The organism is Vibrio sp. EA2 (assembly GCF_033042495.1).
In the GTDB taxonomy this organism is placed as follows: Bacteria; Pseudomonadota; Gammaproteobacteria; order Enterobacterales; family Vibrionaceae; genus Vibrio.
The window spans coordinates 244,351-257,572 of sequence record NZ_JAWLID010000004.1; the positions used below are offsets into that span (position 1 = coordinate 244,351).

The window sequence follows — 13,222 nt, forward strand, 5'->3', positions numbered from 1 at the left end:
CTAACCTTCCTCTGTAGTGAGTTGTGAAATTGCCTCGACGATTGGTGCTGGTGTTAGCGTATGAGGCACTTTGGTGATCAAAGTTCCGTCAGGTTTTAAGAAGTAGAAGTAAGAACTATGGTCCAGTGTGTATTCCAGCTCAGAGCCTTCTAGTTCTGTTTTGCGGAAAATAACGCCGTAGCTGTGCGCCAGCGGAGTTGTGATGTCTAGCGGTGCTGATAAACCTTCAATCATCGGATGGAAGTAGTGTGCGTATTTTGCCGATGCATCTGCTTCATCGCGCTCAGGATCGAGAGAGATAAACATTGGGCGTAGTTGGGCTTTTTGGCCATCTTCAATTTGGTTCAATGCACCAGCTAACATGGCGAGCGACGTTGGGCAAACGTCAGGACAGCGGGTGAACCCAAAGTACACGATGCGAATACGAGGATCATTCACATCGAAGATGTCGACGGGTTGGCCGTTTTCACCAAATAATACAGTTTGTTCTGATTTGGCCGATTCCGTTTGTTCAGTTGGGACGTTTTCTTGGTTGTCCAAATAGCTTTTCGCGCCAAATCCGAGTACGAAAGCGACCACTAGAAATAGGGACCAGTTGCGGCTCATAAAGATTCCTTACCTATGCATTTTGATGGCTGGATAAATAGTGTTTTGTCCGTCAGTGAGCTCACCTACCCAAGTCATCGACTCTTGAGTACAGACTGGCAAGACCACTTCACCCATGTATTTTCCTGGAGACACTTTGTTTAATAAAAACTTAGGTTCACCCATTTCCATTTCTAGCCCAGACAGGCTCAGGACGAGTTGTTCAGCTTTGCTGTCTGACCACTCTACTGTGAGCTGAGCAGGGATTAAGGGCTGGGTGTTATCGACATTAAGCGTCATAGCGACATCTTGTTGGACGCAAGCTGTGGTAGATAAAAAGCAATATTCATCAAGCGGTTTGAGCTCTGAGGAAGTCGACAAGTTTTTGATTAGGGTTGGGGCGTAAAATCCTGCGACCAGTGCCACAGCGACGCCTGTTATGTTTAACAGTTTCATTAAGGCTCAGTATTTATCACTTAATAAGAACCGCATCGTAGCACACCTGTACAATGCTCAACGAGACCAGTTCCAAGAAATTGTGCATGTTTATGAGATTGAATAAAAAAACGGAGCCAGTGGCTCCGTTCATAGAATAATGTTTACTGATCTGAATCAGCGAACTTTTCCAGGCTCAATACCAGAGCGATGGCAGCCAGCATCATGACAATGGCAATAACGAGCTGTGACGGCTGAGAGGTTATGTGCTCATATTCAAATGGTGTCAAGTTATGCTGAAGTAACGGCACTTGCTCACCTTTTGAGTTTGTACGCCAAGTCAGCGTTTCTTTCCACGGCCATATTTTAGGCAGTGTGCCAAGCATTAACCCGGTCAGGAACATTAATGTTGCGTCTCGAAACTTGCGTAACAACCAAGATAACAAGTGTGAAAACGTCAGTAGTCCAATAACGCAGCCCGATAAAAATAGCGCTAAGATGTCGACCTGGAACCCTTTAACGGCTGCTAGCACTGGTGTGTACATGCCAATGAGTAGCAAAATAAAGCTACCGGAAATACCAGGTAGGATCATGGCACAAATAGCGATAGAGCCAGCGAGCAGTGTATTCAGCATCGTCGGCTCCATATGCAGAGGCTTAAGCACGGTAATGCTGTAAGCAAATGCAACGCCTGCCAATAACGTAACAAAACGAATCGCGTCCCGCTTTTCTACCTGACGCACGATGTGGTAAACCGAAACCAGAATTAGCCCAAAAAAGAATGACCAAATTGGAATAGGGTGGGTATCTAACAACCAGGTGATCAGCTTAGCGAGTGTCGCAATGCTAACGAAAATACCGGAAAACAGCGTGATAAGGAAAAAACCATTGATATGGTTAAATGCGGCTTTTGTTCCTTCTCTTTTCCAAACCGATAAAAGGGCTGGGTTGATGCGTCGAATACTCTCTAGCAATGTATCGTAAATGCCAGTGATAAAAGCGATAGTACCGCCAGAGACGCCGGGAACCACATCGGCTGCACCCATTGCCATTCCTTTAAAGAAAGTAATTAGATAGTTCATTGTTGTACTGTTCATGTCTGTTGATGGGACAGAGTATACAAACATTGCCGGTAAAAAAGTATGAAATAGTATTGTTATGACAACATAACTTCATCTCTAACCGGTTGATTACAGTTCAAACTTTGGCCGTTTTAGGTAGCTATCAAGATATAACTCAATAACTGCGATTGATGATGTGTTTTCGCAATTTGCATTTGCTAATTGCAATGTGACTTTTCGTTTTGCTACAGATAATAATGTCGATATTTATAATGTGGGATCTCGACTCCAAAAATAATGCTTTAAATGTTGGCATATATTATGCATAATGCGCAACGACCCTTATTAAGCCGAGGGTCACCTAGCCAACTGACGTTGTTAGTGAATGCAATTTGTTCACAATAAATATGAGCCAATCGCGATTATTGCGGTTGGCTATTTTTTTGTGTGAATAAAATGACTTGCTACACAGCCTTAAGTCCGCTCAATAAAAAAGGGCTGACGCTTTCACGCCAACCCTGTGTTTCTCAATATTGAGTAGACTCTTTAGTATCCCATTAACTGCAGTAGGTTTTCTGCCGTGATAATGGCTTCTTTACGATTGGCAATGTTTAGCTTTTGATACAAGTTACGAATATGAGTTTTAATCGTTGTCCCTGCCACATCGAGCTCTTGAGCAATTTGTTCATTACTAAAGCCAGAGTAAATCAAACCCAGCACCTGCCATTCACGCTGAGTTAGCGGGCTAGTGCGTACTAACTCAGGTACGTTCGGGTGGTTCACCAGTTTCTCAATAAAGTCTTCGTCGAAGTGAATAGAACGGCTGCGCTGATTCGATGAAATGTCTTTCATCAGTTGTTGAGCACGATGGCGCTCTAAATCACCCAATTCATGACGCAGGCTGAGCTTCTCTAATAAACCACCTATGGTTGCGCCATCAGTCAGGAAGTTTCCAACCATGCCTGTCTGGTTGGTCATTACTAGCGCTTCTTTCAGTAAGGATTTCGCTTGCTCTTCATCTTTCTGACGTGCTGCGAGCACCGCTTCGACGACTAAGTTTCGGTTAGTATCGGTGACTAGGTTGCTGCGATGTGCTTCACTTTGCAGGAAGTCCAACGCTTGACGAGCTTCGTCATACTGGCCCAGATTAATGTGAGCACGAGCAATATTACGCCATTGCAATTGACAGAAATGGTTGCATGCTGAATCCGGACGAACTGCCGTGCTGAGCCACTCTTGTATCGCTTCCATGTTCCCACGCGCTTGCCAAAATAGAATCAGGGACAATGAGGCGTTTGCTGTCCAGTCAACGTGGTAGGTTGCTTGTTTCATCAAGTGTTGAATATGCTCAATAAACTTACCCGCTTTGTCGAGCTCTCCTCGCCCGACAGCAATACGTGCTAACATAGAATAGCTATGTAAGTGCTTACTTGGTGAGTGGTTTTCTAAGATCTGCAGTCCCTTATAAGCACACTCTTCTGCTTCATCCAGACGATTCCAGCACCAAAATACCTGTGCTCGAATACGGAGTAAGAATTCATGCAGCGGAACATGCTGAAGCTGATGCTCTTCAATCAGACGGAAAGCAGAATCCTGCAACTCAAAAGCAGCCTGAACATAACCCTGAGCAATCAAAATTTCACTTTGTTGTAAAATCGCCCATAACGCCTGATGATAAACCTGATATTGGCGAGCCAGTTTTTCTGTTTGCTGCATCATTGGTAATGCGCGATCCAGTTTACCCAGTACGTGGTTTACTTCTCCAACGACAGAGGTTGCAACGATTCGGCTACGATAGATCGTGTGATCGAGCTTACTGAGTGCGAGCTCTGCTAGCTCAAGTGCTTTTTCTGGCTGGTTACTGTTAATGGCAACCTGCGCAAGCAGAGCGTTGGCCTGCCCTTGATAGTGCTCATCCAACTCAATGTTACGCTTTTGGTGCTCGGCTTCTGCTTCTTCAAGTAACTGACCAACCTGATTGTAACGGTGCTGACTTTGCGCCAGCCAGGCACGCAACATTGTCAGTTTTGGATGACTAAACAGCAAGTCTGAATCAAGCTGACGAATGGCATTTTCCAGCGTGCTGAGTTCGCCTTGGTTAAACATTTTCCAACCAAATTCATTTAGGATTTCAATCACTAAATCTTTGTCATCTGACTTCTGAGCGTGGTGAATAGCTTGGTGAGGCGATTTCTGCTGCAACCATGCCAAAGCGGCATTGCGGTGCAGATCTTTCTCTTGCTGAGGAATGCGAGCCTGACGTTCATGAGACAAAAACTCACCAAACAAGTTGTGGAATCGGAACCAGTTGTGTCCGCCTTCCAAAGGATAAATAAACAGACCGTAACGATTCAGAGATTCGATCATACCGAGGGCATCTTCACGTTGAGTCAAGGCAAAGACTAACTCGTCGTTGAAATGATCCAAAACCGATACCTGCATCAGGAATTTACGGGTTTCCTGATCAAGCAAATCGAATACTTCTTCTACAAGGTAATCCCATAAATGCGCGTGGTTAAATTGAGAGACAGACTCCACCGTTTGCGCCAAGGTACGGTTTTGATGCTGTGCCTGCAGTGCGATGAGTTGCAGTGCAGACGGCCAGCCCTCAACATACGTTCTGAGGCTATTGGCCATGTCTTCATCTATACCGTCAGCAATGCGCTGGTTAAAGAAGCGAGTGGTTTCTTCCGTGTCAAAGGCTAACATGTCGTTGCCAATTTCGATCATCAAGTCGCGCACCCGCAGGTTTGCGGTACCCAGTGGTGGTGTTGCACGGCTTGTGACGACCACGGTTAGATTGTCTGGCATGTGCTTTAAGAAGAAGCGCATCGACTCATGAATCTCATCATTGGTGATTAAGTGATAGTCATCGAGTACCACGTAACATTCCTGATGAAAGTCAGCCATTTCTGCAAACAGTTCACTATAAAGGGAGCGCAATGATGAGATTTGGCGCTTTTCCGCCAGTTTCTGCGCGTTAGAGCAACTGAAGTTTGTTGCTTTATTTAGTGCCTGTAACAGGTAATTGACAAAGCGGAAGCCGTCATTATCGCTGTCATCAATACTATACCAGCCAACATTCGGTTTATCGGATAACCATTGGGCTGCCATCGTCGTTTTACCGTAACCGGCAGGTGAGCGAAACAAAACCAATTTGTAGTAAGGCGCTTGTTGTAGTAAGTCCAGCACTCTTGGACGCACAATGGCGTTGTGTAACCGACCTGGGCGAGTGAGCTTAGATGGAATCCACATAAATCGTTATGTCCTTCATTTGTGTAAGCCAGCGATATCTGAAAACGGTTTGCGTCACCTAAATTTAATTTGTTTGAAAAGTGAACAGAAATGCAAATCGAGTGGGATGTTACGATATCGGGAAGACACGTTACTTTGATCAACTTCCTAATTCTCGCGAGATGGCGTAAATGACACCAACTACGCCCTTTATTTGTGATATAAATCACTTTTTTGTTCTAGTTTGTGGTGAGGGATATTATTTTCTGCACGAACACTTGGTGAATTTTACTTTTATTAACGAGGGGAATGTGATCGCTAAGACAAAATTCACATCTTAGATCGTCAGCGCCTCAAAAAACATTATGAGTGAATTTTAGCCTTTTCTCATATTCACCTGTGATCGGAATCACTAAGAAGTGGAGCGAATGAAGTTTTGTTGCGATTGAGATCACTAACTGCTTGGTGATCCCCCCCTCTACGCCCTCATTCCTCCTCCTTCAAAGGAGGATAAACAGGAGGATGTTTATTCACACCGGTAAATGCACGATGTATGGCAGATGAATTACTAAAAGACGTGAGAATTTCGTAATGAAACCTACACAACAAAAAAAGTTTGACAAAAAATCGTTCCAAGATAGCGTTAAAAAGCACTTATCAGTGACTTACGCACATACTGTTGAAAACGCAGATAGCCGCGCATGGTACCTAGCAATGGGTCGTGCACTAGCGGAAATCACTACTTTTGATTTGCTTGCTACTGAAGAAGATCCACGCATCAAAGGTGCTAAGAGCGTTAACTACCTTTCTCTAGAATTCCTAATTGGCCGTTTAACGGGCAATAACTTAATCAGCATGGGTCTGTACGATCAAGTATCAGAAGCAATGGCTGAATTGGGTCATAGCGTCACTGACCTGCTTGAAGAAGAACGCGACCCATCACTAGGTAACGGCGGTCTTGGCCGTCTGGCTGCATGTTTCATGGATTCATGTGCCGCGCAAGAATACCCAACAGTGGGTTACGGCCTACACTACGAATACGGTCTATTTAAGCAATCTTTCAAAGATGGCCGTCAACAAGAAGCACCAGATGCATGGTGTGGTGTAGAAGGTTACCCGTGGGAAGTGGCTCGTCCAGAACTTGCACAGGAAATCGGCTTCTACGGTCACGTTGAAGTAGTGAACGAGAACGGTAAAGAAGTTCGTAAATGGGTTCCTGGCATGACAGTAAAAGCGATGCCTTGGGATCTGCCAATCGTAGGTTACGAATCAGAAACGGTTTACCCGCTGCGTCTTTGGGAATGTCAGGCAATTGCACCATTCTCATTGGCTAGCTTTAACAATGGTAACTACTTCGAAGCTCAGCATGCGCTGATCGACGCAGGTAACATTACCAAAGTGCTTTACCCGAATGACAACCATGAGAAAGGTAAAACACTTCGTCTAATGCAGCAGTACTTCCACTCTGCGGCGTCAGTACGCGATATTCTGCGCCGCCACGAAGCAGCAGGCTACTCACTAGAAGAACTGCCAAAGCAAGAGACTATCCAGCTTAACGATACGCACCCAACTATCGCTATTCCTGAGCTAATGCGCATCCTGGTTGATGAGAAAGGTCTGTCTTGGGAAGCGGCGTGGGAAATCTGTTCGCACACATTCGCGTACACAAACCACACATTACTTCCAGAAGCACTAGAGACATGGCCAGAGTCGCTCATTCAGCACCTGCTTCCACGTCACATGGAGATCATCTACGAGATCAACCATCGCTTCCTACAAGAAGTTCGTGCTAAGTGGCCTGGTGATGTTGCGAAACAGCAAAAACTGTCAATCATCGAAGACGGTTTCCACCGCATGGTACGTATGGCTAACCTGAGTGTAATCGGTTCATACGCGGTTAATGGTGTCGCAGCCCTTCACTCTGAATTGGTTAAGAAAGACCTGTTCCCAGAGTTCCATGAGCTGTACCCAACTCGTCTACACAATGTAACGAATGGTATCACTCCGCGTCGTTGGTTGAAGTTCTGTAACCCAGGTCTGTCGCAGTTAATTACTGACAAGATTGGTAACGAGTGGCCAGCGAAGCTAGAGCTACTAGAAGGTATCGCTAAATACGCCACTGACGAGAAATTCCAAAAAGAATTCATGGCAGTGAAGAAAGAGAACAAAGAGCGCCTGGCTAACTGGGTGAAAGAGAACATGGGTATCGAGCTGGATACTAATGCGATCTTCGATGTTCAAATCAAGCGTCTACATGAATACAAGCGCCAACACTTAGATCTTCTACACGTATTGTCACTTTACCATCGCATCCTTAACGAGCCTGGTTTTGAGTGTGTACCACGTGTTGTGTTCTTCGCAGCGAAAGCAGCACCGGGTTACCACCTGGCGAAAGAAATCATTTTCGCAATCAACAAGATTGCAGAGAAGATCAACAGCGACCCTCGCATCGGTAACAAGCTTAAAGTGGTATTCATTCCTGACTACCGCGTGAGCATGGCAGAAATCATTATTCCTGCGGCGGACGTATCACAACAAATCTCGCTAGCAGGTAAAGAAGCATCTGGTACTGGTAACATGAAGATGGCGCTAAATGGTGCTCTTACTATCGGTACAATGGATGGTGCAAACGTTGAGATTCGTGAAGAAGTGGGTGACGAAAACATCTATATCTTCGGTTTGGATGTTGAAGGAGTGAAAGCGACTAAAGCTCAAGGCTACAACCCATTTGACTACTACAACGCAGATCACTTGCTAAAAGCCTCTATGGATTTACTCGTGGGTGAAGAGTTCACGCCAGGTCAACCAGGCCTATTGCGTGCAACTTACGACAGCCTACTTGATGGCGGTGACCCATACCTATGTCTTGCAGACTTCGCCTCTTACGTGAAAGCGCATGAAGATATGAGTGAGCAGTACAAAGATCAGGCGGGTTGGGCTAAGAAAGCAATCCTAAACACAGCCCTTGTCGGCAAGTTCACATCAGACCGCTCAATTCGAGACTATGTGAATAACATCTGGAAACTAGAAGCGGTTCACCGTTAATAAGCGTTCTAATGACCAAGGTAGCCAAGCGCTACCTTGGTCATTTCCAAATTAAAGTTATCAATAAAACAATAAAACCCTACATGGAAGGTGTTTGCATTACCTTCGGAGAAAGCGATGAAAGAACAAACAGCATTAAAGAAAGTCGCGTCATTGGCGAGACTGGCTGACAGTTACGTTAGCGCATGGGGCGATGAGGCTAAGGTGTCTGATGAGACGCTACGCCGTTTGCTCGCTTCACTTGGCTATGACACTAGCAGTGATGAAAAACTATTAGCTTCTGCTGAGAAAAAGCATAAAAAAGACGTACTAGCCCCTGTTCTTGTTTTACGCGATGGTGACCCTGTCGAAGTGGAACTAAACCTAGGTACGAGTGCTCGTGAGAGTGAATTCAGCTGGCGTTTAGAAACAGAGCAAGGAGAGGTACTTGAAGGCTATCTTCAGTCTCAAATTGTTCGTGACGAACGTGCTGAGGGTGGCCCTCTAGTGTTTGCATTGCCAAAGAATCTGGCATGGGGTTACCACAAACTGATCATCAATCGTAAGCGTCGTAAAACACCTTACGAAATGTCATTGATCATTACGCCAAAAGCTTGTTACAAACAAGATGCGCTTAACCAACACAAAAAACTTTGGGGCCCGAGTATCCAGCTTTATACACTGCGTACTCAGCATAACTGGGGTATCGGTGACTTCGGCGACCTCAAGCAATTAGTTAGTGACATTGCTTCTCGTGGTGGTGACTTCATTGGCTTGAACCCAATTCACTCTCTGTTCCCAGCGAATCCGGAAGGTGCGAGCCCGTACAGCCCATCTTCGCGCCGCTGGTTGAACATCATGTACATTGATGTGGTATCAGTACCTGAGTTCGCCCTCAGTGTAGAAGCACAGCAACAAGTCGGTAGTGCGGAATTCCAGCAACGTCTGCAAAAAGTGCGTGAGTCTCACTGGGTGAATTACACCGAAGTTTCTGCGCTTAAGATGAGTGTGTTACCGCTTCTATTTAGTGAGTTCAAAGCTCGTCATTTAGATAAAAATACCGACCGTGCTCGCGCGTTCTTAGACTTTGTTGAGAAAGGTGGTGACAGCTTATTACATCAAGCAGCATTTGACGCACTTCATGCCGATCTACATGCAGAAGACGAAAATATGTGGGGTTGGCCTGTATTCCCTGAGAAGTACCGTACATTCGAGTCAGCGGGAACGCAGAAATACATTAAAGATCAAAAAGACCGTGTTCATCTTTACATGTACTTGCAGTGGATCGCAGACGATCAAATTAAAGAAGCTCAAGTACTGGCTGAAGAAAAAGGCATGTCTGTAGGTCTGTACCGTGACCTTGCCGTTGGCGTAGCAGATTCTGGTAGCGAAACCTGGGCTGACGAAGGCAACTTAGTGCTGGACGCAAGCATTGGTGCGCCACCAGATGTACTAGGCCCACTTGGTCAAAACTGGGGGTTGCCACCGTTGAACCCGCAAGCTCTAGAAGCGACGGGTTACGATGCTTTCATCCAGCTACTGCGTGCCAATATGAAGCACTGTGGCTCACTGCGTATTGACCATGTGCTTGGTTTGTTGCGTCTGTGGTGGATTCCAAAAGGCGAAAAAGCAACGGAAGGAGCTTACCTGTACTACCCAGTAGAAGACATGTTGGCAATCTTGGCGCTTGAATCACACCGTCACCAATGTTCAGTTATCGGTGAAGACTTGGGTACAGTGCCAGATGAAATTGTCGATATTCTGCGTGATGCAGGCGTGCACTCATACAAGGTATTTTTCTTCGAAACATCTAAAAACGACGGCGGCTTCATTTCTCCTAAGCATTACGCTGAGCAATCTATGGCCGCTTTATGTACGCACGATATGCCAACGTTACGCGGCTTCTGGCACTGTGATGACTTGAAGATGGGTCGTGAGATCGGTCTATACCCAGATGAAGAACAGCTAGAAGAGCTATTTGCTGATCGTCTGAAATGTAAACAAGGCATTCTGGATAGTGTTCGCTGGCATGGTTACCTGCCAGAGGGTATTGGTCACGATGCACAATACGTTCCAATGGATTCGTACTTAAGCGAAGCGCTTCAATTGCATGTTGCTGCTGGTGACTCTGCTCTGCTTAGCGTTCAGCTGGAGGACTGGTTAGAGATGGATCAACCGGTCAATATCCCGGGTACCGTCGATGAGTATCCAAACTGGCGTCGTAAGTTGTCGATGAACCTTGATGAAATCTTTAGTCGTGAAGATGTAAATCGAATTGCGAAACGCCTAACAGAAGTACGTGCTCAGGCAAGCAAGTAAGACCAATTGAGTGGGCTAGACAAGTAAAATGATTATAAATTTGTTTGTTTGAGGTAAGAAATTTCCATATAGGTCACTCATTCTATAAAAACAATCCGTTAGGATGGAGTACTGTTATTATGCCCGCGATAATAGCGGGCATTTTCGTTTTTTGATGCTGCTTGCAAACATAGACGTTCGAAGCAGTGCATTTTAGTAAGTTTATAATGTTGGCTGTGCAAACCAATATTACCTAAATCGGTCTGTTTAAGGTGGATATTGGCTCTAGGGAGAAAGGTTTGAAAGATACGAAAACAAATAAAATAAAGAGAACAAAGAAAAAGTATGAACGTGCCTATGAACTGCTAGCTCAGGCCTCTTACTCTGATCCATTTGCAACGCTTGGGCCGTTTATTGATGATGGTGAAGGCTCTCTAAGAGTCTGGATGCCAGGTGCTGATAAAGTTGAATTATTGGTTGAAGGGGAGCCAAGAGTTGCCCTTGAACGAGAAGGTGAAAGCGGATTTATTCTTAAAGAAAAACGCGATTTACACCTTACACATTACCGCCTAGCTGTAGATTGGAATGGCGTAGAACAAATCATTGACGACCCGTACCAATACCACAATATTTACCAAGAGTACGAACACCTGCACACACCGAAAGACATGTATCACTACATGGGTTCGCACTTTGTCACTCTAGAACGTGGAGGTAAACATATCTCTGGCGTTCGTTTCCTAGTTTATGCACCACATGCTTCAGCCGTGAGTTTGATCGGCGGATTTAACCAGTGGGATGGCCGTCGTCAGCCAATGCAGCGTCTCGATTACGGTATTTGGGGCTTGTTCGTTCCTGATTTAGAAGAGGGTGTACAATACAAATATGAACTTAAAGGTCCGCATGGTGAAGGCTTACCTCACAAGCAAGACCCTTGGGGCTTTTATTCTGAGCAGTACCCTTCATTCGCATCAGTTACTTACGACCACAATCGTTACCAATGGCAGGATACTCAATGGCAAAGCCGCCCTGTGACGGAAAAGCGTCATGAAGCGTTGTCTTTCTATGAGCTACACGCGGGCTCCTGGAAACGCAATGAGCAGGGAGAGTTTCTTAACTACCGTGAGCTGGCAGAACAATTAGTGCCTTACTTAGTCGACATGGAGTATACCCACGTCGAGCTGATGCCAGTTTCTGAGCATCCATTCTATGGCTCTTGGGGTTATCAACCTGTGGGGCTATTTGCGCCAACCAGTCGTTATGGCTCGCCAGATGACTTCAAATACTTCGTTGATGCTTGCCACCAGGCGGGGATTGGTGTTGTTCTCGATTGGGTGCCTGCGCACTTCCCATCCGACGATCATGGTTTGGCCAACTTTGATGGTACACCTTTGTATCACGATCCTGACCCGCGTCGCGGCTGGCACCAGGATTGGAACTCCTATATCTATGATGTAGGCCATGAGCATGTTCGTCGTTTTCTGGTGGCTAATGCGCTGTACTGGTTCGAACAATTCCATATCGATGGTATCCGGGTCGATGCGGTTGCTTCGATGATCTACCTCGATTACTCGCGCAGTCACGATCAGTGGATTCCGAATATCGATGGCGGTAACGAAAACTATGAAGCGATTGCGACGCTAAAATGGATGAACGAGGAAGTGTACAAACATTTCCCGAACGCCATGACGATTGCCGAAGAGTCTACGGCATTCCCTGGAGTGTCAGCGCCAACCTTCATGGGGGGCTTAGGCTTTGGGTTTAAGTGGAATATGGGCTGGATGCACGATAGCCTTTCTTACATGAAAGAAGATCCTGTTCACCGCAAATACCATCACAATACCATCACATTCCCGCTTATTTACGCTCACAGCGAGAACTACGTATTGTCGTTATCGCACGACGAAGTAGTATATGGTAAAGGATCTATTCACAACAAAATGCCAGGTGATGAGTGGCAACAGACTGCGAACTTGCGTGCCTATTACGGTCATATGTATGGGCAACCAGGTAAAAAGCTCAACTTTATGGGCGCAGAGTTAGGTCAAACTGCAGAATGGAACCATGATGATCAACTTCAATGGTTCTTGCTGGAGTTCGAACGCCATAAAGGGGTTCAAGATCTGACGCGTGATCTGAATCACCTTTACCGAACTGAACCTGCTATGCACGATCAGGATTGTGTTCCAGCTGGCTTCGAATGGCGTCTTCAAGATGAAGCGGATGCGAGTATTTTGGCTCATGAGCGAATTAGCCAGGACGGTGAGCGTATTTTGGTGATCACCAACTTTACGCCGGTTCCGCACGAGAAGTTCCGCTTAGGTGTTCCGAATGAAGGGACATACGAACTTCTGCTTAATACGGATGACAGCAAATACGGTGGCAGTGGCTTCAAGGTTCTCAAGAGTGTTGCGACTGAGTCGATCGAAAGCGAGTCGCTTCCACAATCTCTTGGTTTGCGTATTCCACCTTTATCAACCGTGTTCTACAAGCTTGCTAAGTAAGCCGCTTTTCTAAATCTTCAAGCCCGCTTTACATTGTAAATCGGGCTTTTTTTGACCAAATTTTAACCTCAGAAACTTGTT

At 45.7% G+C, this 13,222-nt stretch carries 7 protein-coding genes; 3 read left to right on the plus strand and 4 right to left on the minus strand.

The genetic code is table 11. The features are described from left to right. The 4 genes from RXX31_RS11940 to malT form a co-directional block, all read right to left on the minus strand. A complete protein-coding gene (locus RXX31_RS11940; RefSeq protein WP_317589597.1) occupies positions 1-606 on the minus strand; it encodes an SCO family protein in 606 nt (201 codons plus the stop codon). Positions 607-615: 9 nt separating this feature from the next. Further along, positions 616-1,041, minus strand: a complete 426-nt coding sequence (locus RXX31_RS11945) for a hypothetical protein (protein ID WP_317589599.1) — start codon at positions 1,039-1,041, stop codon at positions 616-618. A 143-nt stretch (positions 1,042-1,184) separates the two neighbouring features. After that, complete coding sequence (locus tag RXX31_RS11950) at positions 1,185-2,102, minus strand: DUF368 domain-containing protein (protein ID WP_317589601.1); 918 nt, start codon at positions 2,100-2,102, stop codon at positions 1,185-1,187. Positions 2,103-2,627: 525 nt separating this feature from the next. After that, entirely contained in the window at positions 2,628-5,336 is a 2,709-nt protein-coding gene (gene malT, locus RXX31_RS11955) for an HTH-type transcriptional regulator MalT (protein ID WP_317589602.1), read from the minus strand. Positions 5,337-5,906: 570 nt separating this feature from the next. Between malT and RXX31_RS11960 the strand changes: the two genes are divergently transcribed. The 3 genes from RXX31_RS11960 (at position 5,907) to glgB (ending at position 13,141) form a co-directional block, all read left to right on the plus strand. Further along, on the plus strand, positions 5,907-8,360 hold the full coding sequence (locus tag RXX31_RS11960) for a glycogen/starch/alpha-glucan phosphorylase (RefSeq protein WP_317589604.1): 2,454 nt from the start codon (positions 5,907-5,909) through the stop codon (positions 8,358-8,360). 117 nt (positions 8,361-8,477) lie between these two features. Further along, positions 8,478-10,658, plus strand: coding sequence for a 4-alpha-glucanotransferase (gene malQ / locus RXX31_RS11965; protein ID WP_317589605.1), 2,181 nt, complete (start codon positions 8,478-8,480; stop codon positions 10,656-10,658). A gap of 278 nt (positions 10,659-10,936) precedes the next feature. After that, complete coding sequence (gene glgB, locus RXX31_RS11970; RefSeq protein WP_317589607.1) at positions 10,937-13,141, plus strand: 1,4-alpha-glucan branching protein GlgB; 2,205 nt, start codon at positions 10,937-10,939, stop codon at positions 13,139-13,141. The last annotated feature ends 81 nt before the right edge of the window (positions 13,142-13,222 follow it).

Excerpts from the sequence above, each read along its gene's own strand:
- RXX31_RS11940 (WP_317589597.1), bottom strand. The coding sequence starts at position 606 with ATGAGCCGCAACTGGTCCCTATTTCTAGTGGTCGCTTTCGTACTCGGA.
- RXX31_RS11945 (WP_317589599.1), bottom strand. The coding sequence starts at position 1,041 with ATGAAACTGTTAAACATAACAGGCGTCGCTGTGGCACTGGTCGCAGGA.
- RXX31_RS11950 (WP_317589601.1), bottom strand. The coding sequence starts at position 2,102 with ATGAACTATCTAATTACTTTCTTTAAAGGAATGGCAATGGGTGCAGCC.
- malT (WP_317589602.1), bottom strand. The coding sequence starts at position 5,336 with ATGTGGATTCCATCTAAGCTCACTCGCCCAGGTCGGTTACACAACGCC.
- RXX31_RS11960 (WP_317589604.1), top strand. The coding sequence starts at position 5,907 with ATGAAACCTACACAACAAAAAAAGTTTGACAAAAAATCGTTCCAAGAT.
- malQ (WP_317589605.1), top strand. The coding sequence starts at position 8,478 with ATGAAAGAACAAACAGCATTAAAGAAAGTCGCGTCATTGGCGAGACTG.